The organism is Variovorax sp. 01T432, from assembly GCF_056398605.1.
Map to the genome: position 1 here is coordinate 40,191 of NZ_JBFTPS010000010.1, position 24,786 is coordinate 64,976.

General features: G+C 64.2%; 22 protein-coding genes. 3 read left to right on the forward strand and 19 right to left on the reverse strand.

What is annotated here, in order from left to right; translation table 11 throughout:
* Window positions 1–91: 91 nt before the first annotated feature.
* From AC1DNF_RS10430 to AC1DNF_RS10485, 12 genes are all read right to left on the reverse strand, one after another.
* Entirely contained in the window at window positions 92–583 is a 492-nt protein-coding gene (locus AC1DNF_RS10430; protein ID WP_478148506.1) for a hypothetical protein, read from the reverse strand.
* 11 nt (window positions 584–594) lie between these two features.
* Window positions 595–1,248, reverse strand: coding sequence for a hypothetical protein (locus tag AC1DNF_RS10435; protein WP_478148507.1), 654 nt, complete (start codon window positions 1,246–1,248; stop codon window positions 595–597).
* 41 nt (window positions 1,249–1,289) lie between these two features.
* A complete protein-coding gene (locus AC1DNF_RS10440) occupies window positions 1,290–2,330 on the reverse strand; it encodes a hypothetical protein (protein WP_478148508.1) in 1,041 nt (346 codons plus the stop codon).
* Entirely contained in the window at window positions 2,305–3,456 is a 1,152-nt protein-coding gene (locus AC1DNF_RS10445) for a hypothetical protein (protein ID WP_478148509.1), read from the reverse strand. Before AC1DNF_RS10445 ends, AC1DNF_RS10440 begins: the two co-directional genes overlap by 26 nt.
* A 174-nt stretch (window positions 3,457–3,630) precedes the next feature.
* On the reverse strand, window positions 3,631–6,861 hold the full coding sequence (locus AC1DNF_RS10450) for a TraM recognition domain-containing protein (protein WP_478148510.1): 3,231 nt from the start codon (window positions 6,859–6,861) through the stop codon (window positions 3,631–3,633).
* A gap of 55 nt (window positions 6,862–6,916) precedes the next feature.
* On the reverse strand, window positions 6,917–7,618 hold the full coding sequence (locus AC1DNF_RS10455) for a hypothetical protein (RefSeq protein WP_478148511.1): 702 nt from the start codon (window positions 7,616–7,618) through the stop codon (window positions 6,917–6,919).
* Window positions 7,619–7,657: 39 nt separating this feature from the next.
* Complete coding sequence (locus AC1DNF_RS10460; RefSeq protein ID WP_478148512.1) at window positions 7,658–8,734, reverse strand: thioredoxin fold domain-containing protein; 1,077 nt, start codon at window positions 8,732–8,734, stop codon at window positions 7,658–7,660.
* A gap of 44 nt (window positions 8,735–8,778) precedes the next feature.
* The gene (locus AC1DNF_RS10465) at window positions 8,779–10,308 is read right to left on the reverse strand and encodes a secretion/conjugation apparatus DotM-related subunit (RefSeq protein WP_478148513.1); all 1,530 of its coding nucleotides are present in this window, start codon (window positions 10,306–10,308) and stop codon (window positions 8,779–8,781) included.
* Window positions 10,308–10,805: a lytic transglycosylase domain-containing protein gene (locus AC1DNF_RS10470; RefSeq protein WP_478148514.1), complete on the reverse strand. Its 498-nt coding sequence runs from the start codon at window positions 10,803–10,805 to the stop codon at window positions 10,308–10,310. The genes AC1DNF_RS10465 and AC1DNF_RS10470 overlap by 1 nt, the downstream gene beginning before the upstream one ends.
* Window positions 10,790–11,284 (reverse strand): hypothetical protein, encoded by a 495-nt coding sequence (locus tag AC1DNF_RS10475; RefSeq protein WP_478148515.1) that lies wholly within the window; start codon window positions 11,282–11,284, stop codon window positions 10,790–10,792. Before AC1DNF_RS10475 ends, AC1DNF_RS10470 begins: the two co-directional genes overlap by 16 nt.
* Window positions 11,285–11,374: 90 nt before the next feature.
* Window positions 11,375–11,788, reverse strand: a complete 414-nt coding sequence (locus AC1DNF_RS10480) for a hypothetical protein (protein WP_478148516.1) — start codon at window positions 11,786–11,788, stop codon at window positions 11,375–11,377.
* Between the two features lie 212 nt (window positions 11,789–12,000).
* Window positions 12,001–12,759 (reverse strand): bactofilin family protein, encoded by a 759-nt coding sequence (locus tag AC1DNF_RS10485; protein WP_478148517.1) that lies wholly within the window; start codon window positions 12,757–12,759, stop codon window positions 12,001–12,003.
* Window positions 12,760–13,252: 493 nt separating this feature from the next.
* Here AC1DNF_RS10485 and AC1DNF_RS10490 point away from each other — a divergent pair, with 493 nt between their 5' ends.
* The 3 genes from AC1DNF_RS10490 to AC1DNF_RS10500 all read left to right on the forward strand — a co-directional run bounded on the left by AC1DNF_RS10490 (window position 13,253) and on the right by AC1DNF_RS10500 (window position 16,372).
* Complete coding sequence (locus AC1DNF_RS10490) at window positions 13,253–13,960, forward strand: hypothetical protein (protein WP_478148518.1); 708 nt, start codon at window positions 13,253–13,255, stop codon at window positions 13,958–13,960.
* Window positions 13,957–14,430, forward strand: a complete 474-nt coding sequence (locus AC1DNF_RS10495) for a hypothetical protein (RefSeq protein ID WP_478148519.1) — start codon at window positions 13,957–13,959, stop codon at window positions 14,428–14,430. Before AC1DNF_RS10490 ends, AC1DNF_RS10495 begins: the two co-directional genes overlap by 4 nt.
* Window positions 14,431–14,641: 211 nt before the next feature.
* A complete protein-coding gene (locus AC1DNF_RS10500; RefSeq protein ID WP_478148520.1) occupies window positions 14,642–16,372 on the forward strand; it encodes a sensor histidine kinase in 1,731 nt (576 codons plus the stop codon).
* A gap of 52 nt (window positions 16,373–16,424) precedes the next feature.
* Here AC1DNF_RS10500 and AC1DNF_RS10505 read toward each other — a convergent pair whose 3' ends face one another.
* The 7 genes from AC1DNF_RS10505 to AC1DNF_RS10535 all read right to left on the reverse strand — a co-directional run bounded on the left by AC1DNF_RS10505 (window position 16,425) and on the right by AC1DNF_RS10535 (window position 24,783).
* A complete protein-coding gene (locus tag AC1DNF_RS10505; RefSeq protein ID WP_478148521.1) occupies window positions 16,425–19,511 on the reverse strand; it encodes a hypothetical protein in 3,087 nt (1,028 codons plus the stop codon).
* A gap of 54 nt (window positions 19,512–19,565) precedes the next feature.
* On the reverse strand, window positions 19,566–20,402 hold the full coding sequence (locus AC1DNF_RS10510) for a hypothetical protein (RefSeq protein WP_478148522.1): 837 nt from the start codon (window positions 20,400–20,402) through the stop codon (window positions 19,566–19,568).
* Window positions 20,399–21,664, reverse strand: a complete 1,266-nt coding sequence (locus AC1DNF_RS10515; protein WP_478148523.1) for a hypothetical protein — start codon at window positions 21,662–21,664, stop codon at window positions 20,399–20,401. The genes AC1DNF_RS10510 and AC1DNF_RS10515 overlap by 4 nt, the downstream gene beginning before the upstream one ends.
* 22 nt (window positions 21,665–21,686) lie before the next feature.
* Window positions 21,687–22,235 carry a hypothetical protein gene (locus AC1DNF_RS10520; RefSeq protein ID WP_478148524.1) on the reverse strand — a complete coding sequence of 183 codons (549 nt, stop codon included), beginning with the start codon at window positions 22,233–22,235 and terminating at the stop codon, window positions 21,687–21,689.
* 323 nt (window positions 22,236–22,558) lie between these two features.
* Complete coding sequence (locus AC1DNF_RS10525) at window positions 22,559–22,966, reverse strand: DUF6750 family protein (RefSeq protein WP_478148525.1); 408 nt, start codon at window positions 22,964–22,966, stop codon at window positions 22,559–22,561.
* Between the two features lie 119 nt (window positions 22,967–23,085).
* Window positions 23,086–23,580 (reverse strand): hypothetical protein, encoded by a 495-nt coding sequence (locus AC1DNF_RS10530; protein WP_478148526.1) that lies wholly within the window; start codon window positions 23,578–23,580, stop codon window positions 23,086–23,088.
* A 12-nt stretch (window positions 23,581–23,592) separates the two neighbouring features.
* Window positions 23,593–24,783: a hypothetical protein gene (locus tag AC1DNF_RS10535; protein ID WP_478148527.1), complete on the reverse strand. Its 1,191-nt coding sequence runs from the start codon at window positions 24,781–24,783 to the stop codon at window positions 23,593–23,595.
* Between the last annotated feature and the right edge of the window lie 3 nt (window positions 24,784–24,786).

Genomic DNA, 24,786 nt, shown 5'->3' on the forward strand with positions numbered 1-24,786 from the left:
AGGTAAGGAGCCCGTCAAGATCCTGGCTCCCCTGCTAACCGAGATGAACCTGCCAAAAAGGATTGGCGCATGACGCGCCAAATGTCTCCACTCAGGCGATGCGCTCGCCCTGGTTCGCCGAGGCTCGAGCATCGTACGCGGCGAGAGCCTGGCTGTTATAGGGCTTGCCGGCCTGCTGGGCCGCACGAATCGCTTGTTCGTGCGCGAGGGCCACGAGGCCCTCGGCGCCCACGGTCATGAGCCGCAGCTCGTCGGCAAATAGGACCATGCACACGTCGCCCAAGCGCATGATCCAGTGCGCGCCTGGCGCATTGCAGACGCCGGCGCTTTGCGCCTCTTCGAGCAGGGCGCGCGCGGCGGTGTTGAGATCGACGTCGATCATCGACGGTGAAGCAAGCTCGATGCGGCCCAGGCCCTCCACATGGGCGAGCAGGCAGTCGCGCAGCCGCTCGAGGTCGCTGTCCAGGAGCGCAACGTGGCGTACCGGCGGGCCTCCCAGCCGGCGCTCCTCCTTGGCCCGAGCGGCCAGGACCAGGGTCTGTCCCTGCGCCTCGTCGGCGCTCATCATCGCGAAATCCTGCATGATCTGTCTCGCTACAGCGTAATCTTGATCTCTCTGTCCTGCCTCACGGCGGCTTCGACCACCTTCTTCGGGTCGGGGCGGAAGGTGATGACGTTCAGCCGCGCCACCACCGCGTCGCGCTTTTCGTTCTTCTCGGCAACCCGCACCGCTGCCGAATGGACGAATGCCTTGACATAGGGCCGCTCGCGCATGAAACGCCAGACGGCCGAAGGGTACCGAACGAGCAGGTGCTCCAAGCTCAGGCCCGCAGCAGCCTGGAACTCCTTCGCGGGGATGCGGCCCTCCAGGTACGACAGGACGATGTCCTTCACCTCTTGTTCGTAGTCAGCACGCAGCCGACCGGACGTAAGGATGCCCGAGCTGCGAACGAGCTCCTCGGTCACAGAGGTCGTCGCTGCTTTCAGGTGGTCAAAGGCCACCCACACGTCCAGCTCGTACAGCAGCTTGCCTTCGTCGATCGATGCCTTGGAGAAATAGATGCTCGCGTCGGCAATCGACCGGGTACCGTGGATTCCCCAAGCAAGGTCCGCAGGCGCGTCCTTCGCATTGAGACCTTCGATCTGCACCAACGTGTCTCGGTAGTTGATGACCGGAGGCCGTTGGTCGGCCAGCAGGAAGGATCGGAAGAAGGTCGCGCCGTGAGCGCGCCCGATGCGCTTCTCCATCTTCGGCGGGAGGACAACAGGTTGCTTCATTTTGGCGCTGATCAGAGTGTGAGGGGGCGGATGGCGAGTTGCAGAGCGGGGTCGCGTGCGGCGGTGCGCGAAGCGCCAGGAACGCGGCCGCGCCGGTTGTACTGCATACCTTCCACAGGCGCCGGTGCGCGCTTCTCCAGATCACCGCCTCGAACTCTGTGAACGAGCGCGGACAGGCTCTCGAGCGTCTCACGTGGATTTGGCATCGACATCACCTTTCGCAGGAGCACGGCAATGACCATGCGGGAAACGCCTTCGGTGCTGTCCATCCAACGGTAGGCCGTCGACGACGAACGGTCCAGCGTGGCGGTGAACCGAACGGAATAGTGGGTCTCAGCGAACGCGCGGTCTTTGTCGGTTGTCCCGAACTTGTCGATCAGTGGCCCATACAACGTCTTGAAGACTTCGTCCGCGCTGTACGGACGCCAAGGCGCCGGCGTAGGGCTCATCTCATACAGGCGGGCGAGCATTTCGACGTCGAACGGGACGACGCGCGACGAGCGCAGCAGCACCGTAAACTGGAACCGGTTCTGCAGGCCGAGCGCCGATGCGAACTCCGAAGCGGTAAGGCCGAAACGCTTGCTCAAGACGTCCAGATCGCGGCCGGTAAAGGGTCGATCCGTCCAGGGCTTCAGGAGATCAGTGTGCTCGAGCTCCATCTCCTTCTTGATGGTGGGAAGACCCGGACGCTTCGGGCGCCCACGCGTTGCCTTCGCCTCTGCCTTGGCCTGCTTGCGGGCCAGGCGCTCGGCGAGCTTCGCCGCTTCGCGTGCCTTCTTCTTTTCTTCTCGCGCCACCTGTCGCGCCATGCGCGCGTCTTCCTTCTCGCGCAGGAGAGCGCTGCGCCGCTCAGCCTTTGCGAGCTCCCTCGTCTCGCGCGCCTGTTGGCGAGCCAGGATCTGCTTTTCCGACAAGGCGCGCGGCTTACTCACGGGCTTTGCCGCAGCTGTGGGCTTGCCCGCCTTTGCCTTGACCGTCGCTTTCGCTCCGGCTCGTGGCTTCATGGCGGTCTTGGCCGGGGCTTTCTTAGCCGCGGGGGCGCTCTTGTTCATGCTCATTGTTCGAAATGGTTGAAATCAGTGAAGCCTTCAGGCGGGCGATCCGCTCAGGACTCGGGCCGTCGGGTGAAGTCTGGAACTCCGGCTCGACGCCGATGGCCATCCCCGCGCGCTCGGCAGGTGTCAGAGCAGGAGGCTCCTGCGGCGACATGTGCTCAAGCCTCGCAGGCCAATCGGGCAGCGCGTCGCCTACCCTCGCGCGATCCGCAATGTCGGCCACGTTCAGGCCCTGCTGCTTGAGCGTCAGGAGGTAGGTCTCGATCTTCCCCTGATGCTCGGCTGCCTTCTCAGCGAGAGCGCTACGCTCCGCATGGAGACGACGGATCTCATCGCCCTGCAGCCCGCCCACATTGGCGCTTGCGAGGACCTGGGCGAGCAACTCATCGGCAAGTTTGCCGCTCACCGCAGCCAAGGCGACCAGCTGGGTCTGAATTTGTTGGTCGAGGGCTCGTGTTTGGGCTTCGGAAAGCACCACCTTGGAAACGTAGTCCCTGAGCAGCGAAACCGCCATGGTGATGACCGCCTTCCTGGGATCCATCTGCTCAAGATTCGGATGCTCTCCCGCGACCCCTGCCAAAACGCCGTGGACCGTGTCCGCGCCCACCGGGAGCTTGGGGCCCTTGTACGATGCCGGGAGTCCGAAGCGTCCCGTCAGTTTCACGGGCGACGGCTTACCCTCGTCGGCGGAAGATGGGACCCTGTCGTCATCCTCGTGCCCACTGGCGGATTCATTACCCCCGTCGGCAGGCCGCGCGGACTCGGCCGGCGAGGACATGATGTTGTTGCGATCAAGACTCCCCGACTTCACTGCCTGTGAATCTGATTGGGTCGAGGCAGTCGGCGACCCGCCTCCGGGGGTGGGCCGAAACGGGCGAGTAATCCACCTGAAGAAGTTCAACAGCATGTCGATGAGAGACTGCAGAGCGGTTGCCGACCCGCGCCAGAGCTTCTCCGCCGTCTCGCGAATGAGACGTTCTGCCTCTTCGAGAGTGATCGAGTCTTCCTTCGCCGCGGCGCCGTGCAGCAAATGCTGCCCATCAACCCGCGCGCCACCGCCGGCGGCAGCCGCGACGGGGGTCATTGCGAACGAAGGATCGGAAGCAGTTGTCGATGTGATCATGGCGAATACGATATGTCAGGCCGGGGTCAGAAACCTTCGATCCCGGATCTTCCAAATTTTCCACGAAATGAGTGCTGCACAAACGAATATATGCAGTACGCCAGATTTTAACAACTGGGACTTCAGCCCAATTCGCCAGGAAGCGACAGAACTACAGCACGATTCGAAACAGGCCTACATGGCTTCGCCCAGGCTTGCCAGGAACTCATCGACGCTCTGCTCCTTCCCATCGGTCGGCAACTCATCCTCCTCGACCGGCGTCACCTGTGCGGCAACGATGCGCTCGGTGATCTGGGCCGCGGCCACGGGATCTGGTCCGCCCAGGGCGGCTTCAACCGAGACCACCAGGTCCCGGGTGCGATCGTCGAAACCGATGGCATCGGGTCCAACCTTCTTGAGCGTCGTTTCCGCGCCCGCCAAGGCATTCGAGACCCACCCCTGGTTCTGACCCAGCGTGGCCGAGGCTGTCACTTTTGGTACTACAACCTCTTCAGCGGCGCCATTATGCGTGTGAACGATCGCCTTTCCGCTCGAAGCCGAATTATATTGTTCGCGCACGACTGTCCCGGTGGACAACATCGCCGCGATCGTCGCCTTCACCGCCGACGACAGAACATCCGGCGCAAAGATGTCCGAAGCGGCTACGAGTGGCTCGCTTGCGGAGTTCGCGTGCGGAGTGGCCTGGCTGGCGGCAGCCGCCCCGTCGAGGTCGGCGAACAGAGCAGCGGGATCGACGGGCGCCGATGTCGGCGCTGTCAATGGTCGAACGGGTTCCACCGTCCCCATGGCGCCGTCGATGAACGCATCCACATCAAACGCATCCGGCTGCCGGCGAATCGGGGCTGGTGCGGGTGCGGGTGCGGGGGCTCCGGACCGCAGGACATTGGCAGGCGGAGCCGGGAAGGCCGGCACAGCCGTCGGGGCGCGGCGCGCCGGTGCGGCCACCTCCTCCACCGGCCGGCGTTCGAAGATCGAAACGTCGAGGTAAGCAAAGGGGTCGTCGCTCGTCTCCGACGCGGCCTCGACAGGCGGCGCGGCCAGGCCGGAGGAGCCAGCCTCTTCCGTCGACGAGAAGGCCAACGGCGCCGTTCGTGCCTCCGCAGGTCTCGTGAACGATGCGAACTCGCCCGAAGACGGGAGACCGACGCTCTCATCCGGATCTCCGGCGGCTGCGGCCTGGCCTGCGGGCACCTCAGCGCCTGGCTGAGCGGTGTTTCCGACGCCGGCATCCGTGTGCGGCCGGTCACCTCCGCCCAACGATCCACCGGCACCCGCTCCGCCGACGATGAGGCCCAAATCCTCCGCCGCCCGGCGCGCGGCGACGTACAGGGCCGCGCCGCGCTCGGCGCCGGTGATGCTCGCAGGCAGGCCTTGCGCCACCATGGACACCCGTCCGATCAACATGTCGTCCTCGACCTGCAGGTTCGGGCTCGTCTTGTAGGTCAGGAGCTCAATGAGCCTCAGGCCGCGCGACACCTTGTCGTCGAGCGCGTCCGCCTTGATCGCATTCGCCTCGACCTCCTGCATCGACACCGGGCGCACCTGAAGGAACCGGTTCAGCCGGAACGTCTTCATCTTGTACCGGTCGAGGTAGTCGCCAACATAGAAGCCAGCGATGCCGAAGGACTTCCCGCGGGTGTTGATCAGGCCCTGCCCGGTCTTCATGCTCTGCATGTCGTCGATGGTCACTCGCTCAACGGTCTCCACCGAGATCGCCTTGTCGCGGCGGAACCCGCCGGCGTTGAGCTCGTACTGGTTGTAGACCGCCACGCGCGCCTTGCCCACGTAGTCGGAGATCAGCTTCTGTGTCTTCTGCGCATCGTCGATCCGCATGAAGTACTTCGCCACGGCGTTGGCCAGCATTGCGCCGGCTTCCGCGGCACGGCTGCCCTCGGTGAGCTTCTCGATGTCCTGCGCCGCGGCGATCATCGACATGCCCAACGACCGGGCCTGCGCGAACATCACTGCGATGCCGTCGGAAAAGTAGTAGCCCAGCTCGTCGAGCGCGACCAGGAACGGGTAGTTCGCCTCGGTGGCCTTCGACTCGAGCACCGTCGATCGGTCGCCTTCGATGTCCGCGCCAAGATTCCGGCCCATCATCACGCGCAGGCACGCGATGGCAAGCTTGCCCAGGTTCTCCGCTTCGGAGGCTGACTTCTCAAGCGACGGGATCATCATCACCAGCACACGATTGTTCAGTGCCACGTCGACCATGTCGATCTCGGAGTACTTCGCGCGGAAGATGTGACCATAGGTCTTGTCCAGCAGGTTGAGCGCCGGCATGAGCTGGCCGATGCGGTAGCCATGCTGGTCGTAGGTCGCCTGGTCTTGCTCGGTCTTTTGCGCAGGCTTTCCGGCCGTGGCTGCCGCGGAGCCGCGGCCGCCCCCCGCTGCGCGATCGGTCGGCAGGCCGGTGCGACTTGCGGAGTTCGGATCAGGCGGGAGGTTGAACTTTGCGATCACGCGATCGACCATGAAGCCGGGGCACCCGCCCGACTCGCAGTAGCTCTTGATGCCGACGAAGCCGTAGGACCACTCGCCCTTGTCGATGTATTCCTTGTAGCCTTCGGCGTACAGTTCCTCGACCTTGGGCAGGCCCATGTAGTCGATGTAGACGCCCACAGAGATCTCGAAGCCTTGGGTGTCCCGCTTGTAGCAAAGCGCGGCCACCAGGGAGCGCCAGAAGTTCAGGGCCTTCTCCTGCCAGCTCTTTCCGTCCCCTTCCGCCTTCGGCAAGAGGTTGGCGCCCATCTGGATCTGCGTGTCGGCGTCGGAGTCCGAGAACGTGTTGATCATGTTCGTGCGCCGGCGGCGCGACGCCCGGATCTTCTCGGGCGAGCTGCCGCCGATCAGGAAGTTGAGCGCGAGAAAGTCATCGTCCGCGCCCAACATACGGCACATGGCCATCAGGTCCAGCGGCATCTTGTTGTCCGCCTTGCCATCGGCCAGGAAGAAGCCCGAGCCCCAGCACAGGGCGTTGTAGAACATGCCCTTGAGCGTCTCGGATTTGCCCGAACCGGTGGAGCCCAGGATCAAGAAGTGCGTGCGCAGATCCGAGTCGGCCATCCACACTTCGCGGAAGTTCTCATACGGGTTGGACGATCGGATATGGCCCACGTACATGATCCCGTCGCCTTCCTTGCCGTTCTCGTCGTGGCCGTCGGGCGGATACCGAAGCGGCAGGATCACGCGGTAGCTCAGGTGCGTGAAGAAGAGGAAGAGGAACGCAACAATCCAGAGGGGCCAAAGCGGCTTGAGAGCGACCATCGCCAGGATGACCCCACCGACGTTGACGGCCAGGAAAGAAGGCTTGGATAGCTTCTCAGCATACTTTTCCCCCCACGAGCGGACGTCCGCAATGTTGCGTGAGAGCTTTACTTCCTGGTGCTGTTCGATGAGGGCCATGTAGGGTCCGATTCAGCGCGGGCGCTGGACGTGAGGGAGTGGGATGCGCAGCGGGTCAGGCCCAGGCGCTGGTCTGGTCGACGCACATGGCAGGCCTCGTGCCCTGCAGCATCTGCGCGATCTGCAGCGCGACGGCCACCGGTCCGACAATCCCCAGGCGAACCATTGCAGCGGCTTGTTCGTCGCTCCCCTTCAGGATGTCCGCGGCGATGTTGCAAAGCACCTCGTTCGCATCCTCAAGGGCCTTCAGGTCGGCAGTGCCAGGACCGGGCTTTTGGCGGTGGAGCGGATGGGCGATCCAGCTGCGGGTGCGCGCCAGCAGCGCGCCGGCCTGGAGCGCTTCGGAATGGTGGGCCCTCTCCACGTCCACGATGGCCGCCATGACGGCGCCCATGACTCCGCGCACGAACTGCTCGCGCATGACATTGTTCGCGGCCGTATGTGCGGCGACAGCGGACACTGCATTGTCCGGCGCGGCGATCTCCACGATCAACGAGGAGATGGTGAGCGTCTCGCGCGACTGCAGCGCCTCGAGCACCCGCTCGACCCTTCGAGGGTTGACCTTGGGCAGCAGCGCTCCGCTTGACCAGGCCTTTGAAGCCGCGCGCACACCGTCGTCGAACGCGGTGACGCAATCGACCACCTCCGGCGATGGTTCGGACGGCTCGTCATCGCCCGCGAGCTCGGGCGCCGACGGCTGGCGATTCACCAACGCGAGAACCCGCGCGAGGAAGCCACTGAAGGAAGATACTGACATGCGAGGGTCCAATGGCGAGGATGGGTCGGTGGGACTCGTTTAGCGGGCGGCCGGCTGAAGAGCGTCCGCCTTCAGGCCGCCGTTCGCCACAAGCCATTTGTTGATGTCGTCAAGCGAGCCGGAGCCCGCCGCGACTTTCCCGGTGGCGGAGACGAGGGTCGGAGTACCCGTGAAGTTCAGCGCCACGAAGGCGCCGTTCGCCTTCGTGACCTTTTCCGCCGCGCCCGCGCAAGCCCCATCGCTCACCGCGTCGCCCCCCGGCTCGTAGGCGCCGATGGCCGCCGACCAGGCAGCGACCGTGTCCTTGGCGCATAGGACGCGCTTCACCAGTTCCTCGGAGCCTGGCTTGAACGACACCGGGACGATCACCGGCACGAAACGCGGATCGACCTGCGAGAGCTTGGGCTCCAGGTCCTTGCACGACGTGCAATTGGGATCGCTGAAGACGACGAAAGGCTGGCCCGACGGGCGCATCTGGATGCCCATCTCGCGCGTCGCGTTGGCCACCACCTGCATCTCGGTAGGCGACAAGGTCTCGCCGAGGGTGCGGTCGCGCAGCTCGGGCGGGACCGCAGCAGCCGCAGCAGCCGAGGCACTCACCTGCGCCGGAGCGCCTGCCGTCTTCCTGCCACTGCACTGCGCGAGCATCGTGACGCACAGCACGATGCCCATGAGCATCAGGAACCAACGCACGAGCGCGAGGAGCGAGCGACCGACAGCTGCCGGGCTGGAGACACGGGTCTTGAGACCGCCGGCCAATCGTGCGAAGCCACCGAGCGGAGCCGTGTACGGCATCTGTTGCTCCTTGTGCGCTCGGAACTGCCCAGCGATCAGCCGAAATGCTCCGGAGCCCTTGAGCGATTCCGGTCCCGCTGCGACATCGGCGCGCCAGATCTCCTTGTCGCCTTGGTACAGAACCATGGAAGACTCCGGCCCGATCCAGACGATCCGCCACACCTCCACTGCGCGGATCGCCACCATCAGGGCCACCACCGCAGTTGACCGGTCCTCCGGCTTCGGCTCTTCACCGTACGTGATGCTGAAGCGGCCGCCAGCCGAGAGATCCAGAATCGGGGCCGACGGCGTTGTCGGCGATTGGGTCCGGTGGCTGTTCATGTGTTTCGATTGCATGTTTCTGGGTGAAGAAGTGACCTGCTCGGTCAGAAGTCGAGAGCGCCCGAGCGCGCGGCACCCTGGCCCGCAACGCCCGTCCGGCCAGCCGCGGCCGCCAGGGCAGCGAAGTCCGCCATGGATTCGCCGGTCCCCATCAAGGACTCGGCGCCCTCACGCGCCTTGCTGTTGAAGCGCCGCGCCGCCTCCTCCCGCTCGGAGCGCGCCTCGTCGTCGAAGCGGGTGTCTGCGTTTGCCGCATGCAGCGCCTCCGACGGCGGCAGCGGAGGCGCTTGCAGCTTCACGTTGTTCGCGCGGCGCCAGATCTGACCCTCCGCCCACCATTTGTCTTCGTCATCGTCCGTGCCATTGACGTGGTGGTTCCACGCTTCGACCATCGCCTCCTCGGCGGGCTGGACCACGATTTGCGGATGGCCTTGGGGACTGACCGGAACGAGACCGGCCTTGGCGGCCTTGCGCTCGAAGTCGAACTGGCACCAGACGGCAGCCGACTCGGTGTGCGGAACCTTCCGTAGCACTGTGTTCAGCACGTAGAAGAGAATTCGATCCTGGGGCTTGAGCCAGATCCACTGCCTATGGGTGACCTTCCCTTGGCGCTTCGCCATGAAGAACAGCGCGTACAGGTACGTGTACTCCCAATGGTGAACAGCGAAGAGGTTCGAGGCCCGCTCATGCAGCCGGTACTTGTCGAAGATCCACTGCGCTACGGTGAGGTTCGGGAGGCCTTCCGGGTGGTTCGTGCACGAGTAGTTGAGCTCGTTCATCGCCCGCTCGTAGTCCTTCTTGCCTTCCTTTCCACCGAAGGCGTGCGCGACAAGCAACGCGTACATGACCTTGCCGGCCGGACTCATGCGGTCCGGGTAGACCACCTTCTTGCCGCGATCGTGCAGGAGCGAGACGAGCTGAATGCCCAGCATGTGGCTCTTGAGCCGGTTCGCTCCCTTGATCAGCTTCGGCTCGCCCTGGAAGTACTGGCGGACCTGGTCGAGGTTGACCTTGTTGTCCGTCAGCATGGGCTTGCCGTTGATCTTGTGCTTCATGAGGACCTCCTCAGGCCATACCTGACGGCGCCACTTGGGGAGCTTGTCCAGAATGAGTTGAGAGCCCAGGTGCATCACCGGGACGACGCCCGAGAACCGGCGCGACAGGATCTGGGTCAGCGTCTCCGGCGTCGGCCTGCGCGCGAGCTTGTTTGCGCTGCGCGTGAACGTCCAGGCCACCGCGCCGACCATGGCGATCGCGGTCAGGACGACCAGGGGAAAGAGGGCCAAGTCGGCGAAACGCAGGAAGTCCGTCAGCGCCACATCCCTGGGCCGCGCGCGGAAAGCGTCGTGCAGGTAGCTCACCCGTCCCCAAGCCTCCCCGCCCCCGGGAATCAGGTTGTAGAGCCAACCGGCGGCCTTGAAGACGGGGGACCAGTAGTAGACGATCCGATTGGAACCCGTAAACCAGAGCGCTGCCCCCAGGATCAGGACCACCAGTCCCATGCCAAGCATCATCTGGATGGCCTGGCTCTCCGCGTTTGCGGCGTTCGAGCTCGCGCTGTTCCCCTTGGCCATCAGAAGGCTCCCCGCTGCAGGATGTCAACGTGCGCTTCCCACACCTTGGCGACGTATTGGCGCTGGAGTTCGAGCGAGTTGGGAGAGTGGTAGCGAGCCGCCGCGCACCACAGGTCTCCATTGCACTGCGCAGATCGCGATTCCTTTCGCAGGATGAACGACTGCGCCATCAGTGCTTGGCAGTTGTCATTGAGAAGCCTCTCCGGGGCGATGCCGTAGTTCTTCATCAAGTAGGGCGCCCACCACTGCGAGTTGATCTGGGAAATGCCCAGGTCGCATCCGCCGCCGGCGTTTCGGCAGTTCACCGCCTGCCGACCCCTTGACTCTCGCTTCACGATGGCCAGAAGCAACATCGCCGGCACGTCATATCGATTGGCCGCCGCTTGGACGCAGTGCGCTGGCAACTGCTCGGGCAGGGAAACCTTGACCTGGCTGGTCTGGGCCGGCTGGCCCATTCCGAGCGACCCGGCCAGGACGGTGATCAGCAGAAAATCCATCGGAAAACGTCAGGCTGGACGAGGAACGTCTTGAAGTTGATGAGGGAGCGCCTCGTGTACTGGAACTCGACCAGAGCCCAGCGGAATGCAGTGGCTGCGCCAATGGCCAGGACCAGGAGGGCCGCAGGGATCAGCAGGAACGCGATCCACATCGGAACCACGAAAATCATGAAGCAGACCAACGCGAAGGAAAGCGCGGTCATCACGATCGAGCCGAACTTGGTGCGGCGCGCCGCCCGTACCTGACTCTTGTGATATTCGGGGTCCCAGTCCATGACCTCGTAGAGGAACTCGAACCGCTCCGATGGATCGGCCGGCAACAGGTGCTCCGTCCCGTCCTGCAGGATGACCGACTTGATCGGGAGCTTCGAATCGAAAAGCAGTCGCCGCCTCGTCTCGCGCGCCGCTTCCAGTGCCTCGCCAATGTTGTGCTTGGACTTGCCGAACTGGCAAAGGGCCAGTCCGACCCCCTTGGGCACCAGTACCGTGTTGGCCACCTCGGCCGCTCGGCGCAACTTGCCACGCGGCGGCGCGCCAGCGGTCTTCTCGCTCTCAGGAGCAGCCATTCCTCATCTCCCACTTGCAGCGGCCGAGCCGCTCTGGTTGTCCATCTCGAGGGCGAAGCGCAATCGCAAGAGCGGCCCGGGCTGGTAAAGGGCGTTGTAGCCAACGATGCGTACCATGGCTTCGGTGTAACGAGTCACCTTCGGCATCAGGCGGCCGACCGCCGGCGCGTTCTCGGCGAACCACTGGACCACCACTCGAAGGTGAGCGCCATGAAGCATCGAGACCCATTGGCGATCGATGGCATGCGCATGCTTGGCGATCACGACCACCGGGGTGTCATGAAACCAGCGCAGGAGTTTGTCGGAGCATTCCTTCTGCTGCGCATCCGTCAGAGGCCCGCGCTGACGCGTCACGTCATCGCCGAACACCAGCTTCGCGAGCTCGCGGTCGAATGTGCCCTTGGGCATGGTCGTCATCGTGGACTGCATCGGCGGCCGTTGAATCTCTGGAAGTCGTGGTAAGGAGCACCTCTGCCGCGCGGCAGGTGCCTATTGCGCGCGCAACCCAGCCGATGCCGCATGGGCAAAGGCTTGGGCCCGATTCGGGGACCACTTGTCCCCAGTGGCTGTGGATAAGTGATCCGAGCCTTCGCTAGCACTTACGTGGCGAAAGCGTGGCATGCAGACCTTCAGGCCGCGTATGCCCGGGCGGTCTCGACCGAGTCGGCGGACTCGTCGGCGTCAAGCTCGACGATCGCTGGGACGAGAGCCATCGCCGGGCGGGGACCTGTGACTGCTGCGCCAACGACGCCAGCGGCGGACGAGGCGGCGGGCGCAGGCGCGGGCGCGGGTGCGGGTGCCTGCTCGACGACCTCCGCGACAAAGGCAGCAGCGTTGGAGACCGTTGAGACCGTTGCTGCGCGGGCAATGGGCGCACGGAGCTCGCGCGCGGCATTTCGGGCGCGCTCGATGGAGGCCCGGTGCTCCTGTGCGCGGCTGAGCTCTTCCTGGAGAAGGGTGTCAATGCGCATCTTCACCTCGGACTCGGAGAGCATGCCCATCTGGGCGCTCATGAAGCCGCCGCGCTCGTAGTTCATGCAGCCGGCGGCCACCGTGACCTCACTGGCTGTGACACGCGAGGTTCCGTGCACCACCAGGTTCGCCGCCAGAATTTCGCCGTCGGGCGCATCCACGACGCCGTGAACTTCCAGGTGCGCCGCGAAGATCGAGCCGATCACCATGCCGGAACTGGCGATAACGACCTTGCCGCCGTGGAAAACGTTGCCTACGACACATCCTTCGATGTACAGGTCCTGGCCTTCACGGATGCTGATGTCGCCCATGAAGTTGGAGTCGGCACCGATCACGGTCCGGGTGGAATCGCCCTGCGACAGGAAAGCCGGAATGCTTGCCGTGTCGTTCCCGTGCGAAATATTGCTTCCGTTCATTCCGAAACCTTCTTTGACGTTATTTACACCGTACTATGATATCGGTGCAAATTATATTCGGTCAATGTTGAGCCCAATATTCTTCAAACAGGCTGAGTCGCTATTGCTACGGACTGCCTGGAGCCGGCCGAGCGCTTGTCGCCCGCCCCCCGTTGCCCAGGGTCGGCGTTCGGGACCGGAACCGAAGAGCTCGTCTACAACCTGAGCGACTGCTCGCTAACACATGCCTGCCAATCCACCGACGAACCCGTCCGATGTGCGAAGTCCGTACGAGCCACCTTCTCGCCCTACCCTGAGAGCTGCGCTGGGGTTCGGGACCCGTCCCGCCGCGGCCGCTGGAGCGAATGGAGCCACGGGGACGAGCGCAACCGCAGGCGGCAGTTCCGGGGCCGCCGGCTCGGCCGGCGCCGAAGACGCGGCGGCAGGCCTGGGCGTCGACGAGTACGTTGACCCGCTCGGAGGCCCGGGTCGGGACGCAAGCCGTCACGCGGACATGAAGCACCTGCCCGGCAACGCCCTCAACATGGTCGAGATGGTTCAACTACGCGAGCGCAACCACGTTCTGATCCAGCAGGCCGCCCGCCGTACGGGCGACCGCCGGACCGTCCGCCTCGATTCGGTCGGCCTGGAGCTGATCCAGCAAATGCAACGCAGCGTGGAGCGGGCGCACTTCAGCCAGGCTGCCACCTCCATCAGAAGCAAGCCCGCGGACGTCTCCGAGGAACGCTTCGCGCTCACCCGCCCCGACGACATCCGGCAGCGCCGAGATGAGCCCCCCGTCGACGTATGGCAGGCAGATGCGCCATTGCCAGACGAGGCCGACGTGCCGCTCGGCTCGGATCCCGATCGACCCATGACCAGCGTGGCCAGCGAACGCGCGGCCCTCCAACGCGAGGCATTGCTCGAGCTGTGCGCGGAGGCGCATGGTGAAGCGATGGCAGCTCTAGCTCTATTGAATCAGGCCGAAGGTCTGAGCTCCAACCTGCGGAGCCGTCAGTCCACGGGTCGCGACGCCGCCACGCCGCTGAACGACAGCGCCTTGGAGCTCCAAGCCGACAGCGCCGAACAGTTCGAGGCTTCCGCACGTCATCAGTTCGAGGTCTCGAACGCACGCGCCGTTCAGCTGGCCGGCGCGGTGCAAGGGCGGCGCATCGGCTTGAACAATATGCTCAAGGACAAGGCTCCGAGGGCGCCCCGATGACCTTGCACATGAGCCATGGCACGCGCGTCGCCTGCGCCTTGTACTCGCCCTACGCGAGCGACTTCACCTTGCCGATCGAGCACCAGCTCCTGCAGGTCGATTGCATCTTCTCGGTGATCAACGTCGACGGCGTGGACCTCGGATGGATCGATGGAATCGACCAGGACGATCCCATCCTGGTACCCGTGCGCTCGATGGAAGGTCACAGCGATCTCGGGACCGTAGAGCAATACCTCAGCGAAGAGTTTCACTCGGGCATCGGCCCCGAGCTGCAGACGCTCTTCCGAATCGCCCGTGAGGAGCAACTAACCGCCACCGTGCTTGTGCGCGCTCTGGCTATCATGCACAACGACGGCACTATCGGTGCGACCGACGCCGTGCAGCAATCCTTCGATTGGGGGTTCACGCTTCTTCGCGCCGGCGTCCTCGACAGGTACACGTTTGGACTGAGCGAGATGCTACGGCGTTAGCGGGTGCCGGAAGAGACCGACGCGGCTTCAAGCGAAGGTGAAATCAAGAGGCACGCGAGATTGATCTGTTTCAGGTGCGCCATGGCCCCGCCAGCATCCAACATCGATCGCCCAAGAGCTAGCCCGCGTCCTTCAAGGACCTCTTGGCCTCATGTTTACTTTCTTGCTATAGAGGCCGAAGTCCGCCAGGCGCCGTAGCCGACGGGTGAGAATGAAGGCTCACTCCCCTGATCTCGTAGGCATGCCGTCCCGCTCTGTAGTCGTCCGCATTCTCTCCGGCCTCGCCGTCCTCGCCGCAATCGCGCTCGCCACCTTCGCCGCCTGGTGGACGACGCTGCCGATCCGTGACGCAGCCCTTGAGAGCGCGCGCCGAGAGACGCAACTCGAAGCCCTGAGCCTCTCAGAGCAGTTCACTGCCGTCACGCGCAGCGCGATTTCAAGCCTGAATGCGATCACGTTGAAACTGCAGGCAGAAGGAGGGCCACGCGGTCAACCTGCCTCAGAACTCGACGCGGAGCTGCGGCGCGTAGCGGGCGATGCAGTAGGCACGCGGGCGATGCTTGTGCTCGATGCGACCGGGACGGTTGTGGCGACGGTCGGCGTGCCTGCGACTCAGGAGGGCCTCTCCGTGCGCCAGCGTCCGGCCATCGCTTATCACCTCGCGCACCCGACGGACCTCGGCATACACGTCGCTCATGCCCACTACTCCGACCTGACCGGGGGGTGGGTTCTGCCCATTTCGCGCATCATTGCGTCGCGCGACGGAAAGATGCTGGGCGCCGTTCTGGTCGGGATCGACCTCTCGTATATGCACAGCTTGTACGAGCAGATGGGGAATCTGCGCGATGCCAACTTCTTGATCGTCGGCCGGGGAAGCGGGGGAATCATCTTTCGGCAACCGTTCATCGACGGATCGATCGGCTTCCTGCCCGTTGGAGATCCTCCCATCTTCCAAGGCGCGGGCACGTACGAGGTGAAGAGCCAGCTGGATGGCATCACGCGAATCATGAGCTATCGACAACTCCGTGACGTCGACGCCGTGATGCTCGTTGGCTATCCTCGAGATCAGGTGCTCGCGCCATGGCGCACCTTCGCGCGCGAGCGCATGATCTGGACCGCGTCATCGCTGAGCCTGTTCTCCCTGATCTGCTACGCAGCCTGGTTTGGGTATCGAAGATATGGCAGGCAGCTGCGCGCTCTGGAGCAGGGCTTCAAGACGAGAGAGAGCGAGCTGCGCCGAGAGGCCGACAACATCGAGAACTTCTCGGTCTCCTTGTCTCAAAGGCTCTCGACGCCGTTCAGCAAATTGCGCGGCATCCTGGAAGCCGACGCCGAGAATCTGCCTGAAATGCGCGAGGATGAACGTCAGGATGTCCTGGCGTCTGCGATCAAGATGGAAGGACTGGCCCAAGACGTTCAGGCGTTGGCGCTTGCTCGAAACACCGCGGTGAAGCGGCAGGACCTTGATGTCACGGTGATGGCGTACGCGATCGCGCGGTCGCTGCGGGGCGGCGACCCGACGCGGACCGTCGAATTCCGCATCCAGGATGGCATGTACGCGACCGCCGACGCCACTCTGCTCAGGGTGGTGCTTGCCAACCTGATGGGGAACGCCTGGAAGTTCACAGCGCAGTCGACGGGGACAATTATCGAAGTGGGGGCGCGCGCAGGATTGGTCGAAACGGTCTTCTACGTGCGTGACAACGGCCCCGGTTTTGATCCCGCCAACGAGCAGTGGATCTTCAAACCTTTTCATCGGCTCAACACGTCGGACGACTTTGAAGGGCAAGGCATCGGCCTCACGGCCGCGCAACGCATCATCGAACGGCACGGCGGCCGCATCTGGGCCAAGGGGCGCGCCGGAATGGGCGCCGCCTTCTTCTTCACGATCCAGCCGCCTCTAAAGATCAATCCGGACACCTTCACCCACGCCGTGAGGTAGTTCCGTTCAAGGCCGGGCCCTACGAAACGGTGCGTGAACAACGAAGAACGGTTCAGACCACCACGGCTTCGTCCGCGCGCTCGTCGACGCCGTCGCTGGAAAGCAGTCCTTCGCTGTGTGCCCGTGCGATCAATCGTGCGGCCACATCCATCGACACCGACTCCTCGGTAACGTCGAACTCGCCCTTCTCGGCCATCAACGCCGCAATCATCGGCTTGGCTGTGCCGGCCGGAAGCATCTTGGCCAGCAAACGGAGCGCCTGCCAGTAACTATCGTCGGTACCGCCCAGCTTCAGCGCGAGCGCCGCGCGGACCGGCGCGTCCGCGGCGTTGGTCGTGAAGGCCCATTTGTCGAGCGGGCTGGCGGTGGTCTTCAACACCTGGGCCAGCACGCCCTCGGTGGTGGCGAAGCGCGCGAAGAGCGTGCCTGGCCGGCGGCAATGCGTGCTGATCGCCTGCATCTCGGCGTCGCTCAGCTTGAACGCCGCCTTCACCCGGTCGGCCATGCTGCCGTCGCCCAGTCCGAACACGTAGAAGTTGGTCGAGTTCGCCATGATCGCCTCCGGAAAGTCGGAGATCAGCTGGCTCATCATCATCGTGATCATGTTGAACTTGCGACCCACGCGCAAGTCCTGCTGCAGCAACATCTGGAACGACTCGGCGCCGGATGCGTAGTGCACCTCGTCGTACTCGAGGAACTTCATCTGCTCCCACATCTTCTCAACGCGATCCTTCTGGTAGCGGCGATATAGCTCCGGGACCAGCGGCGCGATCTCCTCCCAGCGGGCGAAGAAGTTCTTCGCGCCCAGGCGGCGGGCGAACAGGAACATGAGCGCTGAGCGGCGGCGGCCCTCCTCCGACGTCGTCGAACCCACCACCTCCTCGAGGTCGATCGAGATGGCGCGCGCGGAGCCCAGGTTCGCCTGGGTGTAGCTGCTCAGAAGGGTGTAGGTGCCCGTGGACGCCGCGCTCAGGTTGCGCTGGAACACCTTGATCATGGTCTCGACGCCGTTGGCCGCCAGCGCCTCGCCGTACATCAGCATGATGTCCGGCTGCGAAACGACCTTCGACAGGTCCTTCAGGATAGGCATTGCATAGCGCTGTGCGCGCTCGGCCATCACAACATGGCCCGCCTTGAACAGAGCGTCGACCACGTCCCACACGCGGGTACGCCCTTCGATGATCTCGTTGCCCAACTGCTCATACAGCGCGCCGACTTCCGGATCCATCGCGTTCTGCCATGGCTTCGCGTCCGATGACAGCCGCGAGAAGCGCTCGTACGCAGCGGCGATCAGCTTCTGGAAGAACTTGTCGGCTTCTGCTCCAAGAGCCGGGGAGATGGTGCCGAGGACCGCAACGATGAAGTCGCGATCCTGCTCAGTGCACTGGTCGAGGCCCAGGAAGGTGTCGAACGGGTTGACCGTGTACTCGGGAGAGTTCTTGATCCGGATGGAGACGACCTGGTCGCGCTTGCTCGCCGGCAGCATGGCGCGATAGAGGTCCATGATGAGCTTCGAGCTCGGCCCCACGTCGACCACCGTCACGTAAGGCACGTCTTGCGCGCCAGGCGCCATGAGAAGCCCCGAGTTGAGCAGGTTCATGAAGAACGACTTGCCCGAGCCGGTCGGGGCGAAGCCTACCGTCGCCCAAGACGTTTGCAGGCCCGAGCCGAGCGCGATCGGGTACGGCCGGCCCTCCAGGGTCGAAGCGATCAGCTGCCCGGTCTTCCAGATCGACGCCGCGCGCACCACCGGTGACATCCGGGTGATCTCGCCGATGGGCGCCGGAAGGTAGGGCGCGGAACTCGCGCGCGAGAAGCCCGCCGCCGTCGAGATCGCCGCGAGCGCGGGCTCGCCCGTCTCGTTGGAACAGACGGTCGAGCCCCAGGCCTCGATCGAGCTGCGGAGGTACTCGACCTGGAACTGCAGCTGCTCTTCGGTCTTCGCCCAGGTGGTCATCGTCATGCGGGTCGCCGCGACGTAGCCGCCCTCCCTTTCAAGGCTCTTGAGCTGGTCCCACCCGCGCTTGATGCCCTTGTTGAAGTCACCCATGGCGGCCATGAAGCTGCCGAAGAACTGGTCGGCCTTCCGGAACTCGAGGCCCGAGGGCAGCACGTCCTGCGCGTAGGCCAGCGGGATCGTGCGGCCCAGCTTGTCCATGAGCTTGTTGAAGGGCTGGGAGCCTTCCTCCGGCAGCACTTCGACGACGACACTGGCCGTGAAGCTTGAACCTTGACGAGCGAACTCAAACGCCTTGAACTCTTCCTTGAAGCTCGCGGGGATCATCTGGCGGGAGAGCGCGACAGGCATTACCGCGGCTTCGTCCGCTCGCCTGATCGGACTCGCAGCCATGGCGCCCTTGTCGCCGAGGAATCGCGGCGCCCAGGTCGATGGGAAATCCGTGTGGTCGAACACGCGACGCACCATGTTCGCAGCCTCGCGCACGCTCATCGTGTGGGCCAGCAAATAGGTGCCGCCTGTGTTGATCTCCACTGAGAGATCCTTCACCAGGTTCTCGACCATCGACTTGTGGCGGGTAACCAGTAGGTTGGACGGCTGTGCCAGGGACTGCGAGAAAGTGTCGTTGAAGGCGACGGTGACCTTGCGGTTGCGAAGCTCCGCCGCCGCCTTCTTCTGCCGCTCGACCAGGTTGGCCTGCTCGTTGGCGTTCATGCCCGCGCGGTGCGTGAACACAGCCAGGTAGACCGCTTCATCGGTACAGGCCCGCGCCAGCTCGTCCACGCGCGCATCGAAGAACGCGGTCTCGGTCATGCCCAGGCGCTTGGCCGTCGTGGACATGGGAGCCATGAGCTCTCGCGCCAGCCGCACAGACCCCGCCGGATCGCTGCGAAAGCAGAACGTCATGCTGTGGTTGCGCCCGTTGCCGGCCTTCATCCGATTGGACAGGATCGTGGCGAGGTTCTCGGCCAAGGTCTCGAACTCCTTCGCGCCGACATAACGCCGGATGCCCTTGATCTCGATGAACGAGACCACGCTCCCGCTCTTGAGCGCCATGATCTCGGCGGGCACATCCGCATCCGTCTGGATTGGAGCGCGCCAGTCGCAGGCCAGGTCTGTGTCGCCGAGAGTGAGCTGGGAGCCGGCCCAGTAGATGAACGACTCGATTGCGTTGATGAGCATGGGTCTCCTAAGAACTGGCGCGCCTGCGGGCGCGTGAAAGGTGAACGCCGCGGCTCAACCGGCAGGACGCCGGAAGCCGAATCCGAGGGGCCGATCGCCAGGGGGCCGATCAGGGGCAGGCGCCGTCGAGCCTGGGCTCGTCGCGACCTCACCAGGCTCCATCGAGCCTGTCGATGCGGCACGAAAGCCGAGACGCCCCGGGCGCTCCGCTGGAAGGCCGATGGCCTGGTCGCCGCCTTGTTCGCGGGTCGCACCTGCTGCACTGGCGGACGCCGTGGCGGATGAGCCGCCGCGCAACTGCTTTTCTGACGCCTGGCGACGCATGTACTCCTTTCGAAGCCATGTTCCCATTGCCGCGGTGAACGCATGTTCGGAGGCAGATCCTGCAATCCCGAGCAGGTCCTCCATCACCCGCTCGCGCGCCAGCGCGCGCAGGCGCGTGATCTCGAGCTCAGCCTCGTCGGAATCCTCGAGGTTGAAGCCGCGCATCACCTCGTTGATGTGCAGCGGGCTGACGTAAGCCGTCACCGATCCTTCGTCACTCGCGTTCGTCACTGATGGCCGTTCAGATTGGACCTTCAGGTATTCGATCAACGCACGCAAGCGCAGGAACGCCGATGGCTGCCGAGCGATCTCGGCGAATGCCATCGGGGCACCTGGATGATGCGAGAGCATCCGACGCATGGGCTGCGTGTTGTCCTCATCCAGGACATCCCGCATCTGGCGCTCCTTGAGCGGCACGAAGGCGAACGGCTTCCTCGGTCCGGACTCCTCGCGCACTCCACTCTGACACCACATAGTGAGCCAGTTGATGAAGTCGGGTCCCGCGGCCGCCGGCGTTTTGGCGATGGTGTCGGCGAGTCGAGACTCGCGGTGGGCATGGTCGTTCACGTATCTCCCCTCTCTCGACCGACGATCTCCGAGGCCAGACACGGGTGACTGGCCCCGACTGCGTCGGACACTTCAAGCAGTTGTTGTACCGAAAGGTTCTCCAGGCGCACCTGAACGCCACCCGAGCCATAACCGGTCACGTTGCCGCCCAGTTCCTTGGCCGCCAGGGCCATCTGAAATGAGATCGCACGATCCATGGCTCGGTACCAGACAGACGTCGAAGAGATCTCGGACTGTCGCTTCAGCCGGCTGTAGACCGGCCGCGCCAGGCCCGCCCAGTGCGCCTCCGCGACAAGACCATGAGGAATGGAGAGCTGGTAGACGGGGTCGCCTGCAATCACGTTCGGCAGCTGAAGCTGGGGCGGGAGCTGCGCGGCCGCGTTTGCTGCATAGGCAGACAGAACCGTGATGCGGGCGTACTGCAGCAGCCACGTCAGCTCGATCTGGGACACCCAGCGGCGGATCAGGGTGTTCGATGCATCGGCGCCGAACGCAATGAGAGAGACCAGGTCAGCGTCAGCGTGGCGCCATTCGATCGCGACCTCGACCAACGACGGCTGCCCGGGGTCGAGCAAGCTGTCGAGGGAATAATTCGTGGCCATCGACCAGCCGTTCGAAGGAAGCGGCGTGCGCATGATGTCCAGCGCGTGTTGGACGCGATTTCGGCGGAAGTAGATCATCCGCGAGCCGCGGTCGTACATCATCTTCTGCTGCATCTGCGGGCTGCTCCAGGACTGGTAAGCCCCGCGCAGCGCGACTTCGATCTGCGCGACAGAACGCTCCACCGAGGGCAGAAGCTCGGAGATGCACTCGCTCAGGCGCGGCTTGTTCCACTCTCGATCGGGTGCCTTCCACGGATAGGCCGCCACGACCAGATCGCGGGTATGGTTCAGCACGCGAGCCACGTCCACCATCCCGCCCTTGTCGATGCCATTCACCTGTTTGAATCCGGTGAGCTCGGCGCCCAGATCCTCCGCGAGCGTCGTCAGCTTGGTCTGCAAGAACTTGTTCGAGCGCAGGCTCGGCAGCTGTTTGGGCACCATGTCCAGGTTCGTCACCCAGATGAGGTTCATGAGGTCCCCGCCGGACTGAAAGCGACGGAAGCCCCCCTTGGTCGAGTAGCAGACGCCGCCCGACGTCACGTCCTGGAGGTCGAAGTGGGCCACGCCGAAATCTGGCGCGGTCCCCAGGGCGGTCGGGAGTTCCTCCTCGGTCGGGGCGGAATTCCGGTACGAACCGGGACGCGAGCTGCTGATTGCCATGTCGAGCTTCCGATCCCTCGTGTCAGACCTGACCGGCCAGCGCCTCGTCCACCAGATCGCCATACGAGGCGCCCCAGGTGCTCGGCTTCATTGAGGGATGGTCCTCGAGCATGTCAGCGCCCGCCTTTTTCAGCACGTCAGGCTTCCACACGAGGCGCAGGTCGTACACGGCATCGCCGCGGTTCGCATAGTCGATCGCGTTCAGCTTCGACATGGCGCCGGCGAAGTCCAGAGCCTTGGAGGTCCCGAAGGCCGCACGGACGGGCCGAACGCGCTCGCAGAGCAGTTCGTAGATCTGCCTGGCGGCGGCCGCCTCGTGCGGGTCCGACATCGCAGCGCCAATCGCGCGCAGGAGGTTGTTCAGGTCGGCAGCCGACAGCTCGGGGATGGCGGCCAGCTGTGCTTCGGAAGCGAGCCCGCCCCCGCCGCCGGTCGACGTTGTCTTGCATCCAAGGTGGGGATAGCCATGGCAAAGGCTGCAGATGGGCGCCAGGTTGCTGTCGTCGTTGTGATGGTGGTCGTCGTCGCGGTGATGCACCTGCAGCTTGGTCGGCTTCTTCGGCGTCTGCATCGATCGGTACAGGCACCCCTGGCACGTGTATCGAGACTTCTCGAGCACCTGAGGCCGGCGCGCGACAAACACCGCGTCGGCTTGCGTTGCCCGCGGGTCATTGTCTCGAAAGACGCTGCGTTTGATACCAGGGATCAGCTTGAACATGTTCTAGGTCGTTACTTCACGCAAGAAAATGGCCGACCGCCAGGAGAACAGGTGCCCTCCCCGACGTCGACCAGCATGGTGCACTCCGAAGAATGCGAATACAGTTCGCTTGCCCGACAGCATTTTAGCCTTTGTATCAGTAGCCTTTTGTGAATTATTTGATTGGCGATGTTGTGCTAGAAGCTCTGAACCCTGCCTACATCGGATGTGTTTCCGCCGGCCGCAGTCACTGCGAACTCGACGATCGCCCAGATGCAGATCATCGCGGCGCCAGCGGCAATAGGCATCCAGATTTGACGGGCCTCGACTTGATCGCCCCCGTTGTCCTGCCCTTTCTTCTTCCACTTCAGCAAGCCGTAGCAGATCGAGACCATCCCGGATACAACCATCGCCCACTGGAACAGCGAAACGGTAAGCTTGAACAGGTTGATCAAGCCGTTGATCGAGGTGTTGGCGTCGAGCGCGAACGCGTGGCTCGCGAGGAGGGTCGTGACTACGGCAACCGCGGCATTGCGGCCCACGGCGCTGGTGTTGGCAAGGCCCATGGCGATGCGGACGTTCAGATTGGAAATCAGCTTTTTCAAGATTGCTCCTTGGGAGATTTGAAGGTGGAGGGTTTGACGCGTTGGGGGGATGGGGGACTGCGAAATGCGTTCGGGCCGGGGCGAGGGAGCGGTGGTTGGGGGGGGGCAGAGTGACGTGATCAATGTGTCGCCAGATTGACTAGCACCGCGCCCCCGACGACGTGCCAGAACCCGCGCCAGAAACCATCGCCCTCGCGGTCGTGTCCTTGAGCGGCGCGATTGAAGAGAAGGAAGGCGCGAAAGATCGCGCAGATGCCTAGCAAGAACAGCCAGGCGTAGATCGCGGCCCAAAGGGGCTGCAATGCACCGGAGCTGCTGTCGCGCATGTACGCCATCTGCGAGGCCACTCCTTCGTCGATGCCGCCGTAGCTTTTGGTGAGCGACTCCACCCAGGACGACAGCATCGTGCAGCCGACCGTGACGAGAAGATTGCCGCCGACGCCGCCCCAGGTTGGGGCCTGGCCGCCGCCCTGGTCGTGGCCCATCTTCGCGATCTTGTGAAGGGCCGAGCCGGTGAAGAAGAAGCCCGTCAGCAGCGCCGCCCAGTAGACGAGAGGGACGAACGCCTTTCCGAGCGCGGCGAATTCGCCGAGGAATGCTGCAAAATTTGGCATCGCTAGTCCGCCCTACGGAACGATCTGGCCGGCCGTGGTTTGCACCACCTCGCCGCGATTGCCGATGGACACCACCCGGGCGCCAGAGATCCGTGCGCCCACCGACACGGTCATGAGACGGCCGTTGTCGTCCGCGATCCAGGCGAGCTGACTTGGGCCGTGGCTCGGCCATGTGCCGCGAAGCTTCCAGCCAGCCAACACTTCCTTCGACTCGGACGTCGCGTCCTTGTCGATCTTTCCCGCTCCCTTGTCCTTCGAAGGCTTGCGCGCCTGCGCGACCGCGACGCGGACAGGCTTTGACGCGATCGAGGCAGTCTTCGTCGGCTTCGCGGGCCCCGCGGTAGCGACGACGTGCGGCCGCCTCGCGGCCTTGGCCGGCACCGTCCGGGCGGCTACGGCGACAGGTTTGTCCGATTCGCTGCGGGCGGCGCGTGCCGGTGCGGTTGATAGAGGTGCAGCCGCGGGCGGGGGTGCCTTGACAACATCAATCTGGGAGACGACCGGCTCCGACTTCTCAACTGCGGTAGCGCTTGGCGCACTAGCGACTGGCGCTGCAGCGACTGGCGCGGCAGCCACCGGCGCCGCATCCCGAGGCGGTGTAACGACGGACGAAGAGGAAGTGCCAGCGGCCGCAGAGTACTTTGGAGCCCCTTGACTCGCCACGATAGGTGCTGCCGCTGCCGCTGCCGCCGGCGCGGGTCCAGAACTCTTGTCCGCCAGAAGGCCCGCCTCCGCATCGAATTGCGCTCCCGGCTTTGCATTGCCTCCGCCAAGAGGATCGGCACTGGCGGCGTTGCCGGCGCCGGCAGCGCTCATCAAAGAGTCCGGCTTCTTCAGCGTCTCGCTCGCCACGGCCGAGGCGACCCGGGTCGCATCGACCGACTGCTTGCGTGAGCCGCCTATCAAGCCGGACTGGTAGCCGACGAGCCCGACGGCGACGACGGCGAACGCAGCAACCGCGCCATAGAACGGCAGGCTCGACTTCTTCCTGGGAGGCGGTTCTTCGGCTTGATCCTTCGGAATCGCGTCTGTCGGATCGTCCAGCGACTCTCTCAGCGTATCGCGCGCTTCGCGGTTGTCGAAGCCCGCTTCGGCCGAGTCATGAAGCAGGGCTTCACCGCCGGCGTCGTCAGCCCACAGCTGATCCTCGAAGGAGTTGCCAATGCCCTCGGCTTCGTCGCGCTCGTGTTCGTGGTTGCTCATCAG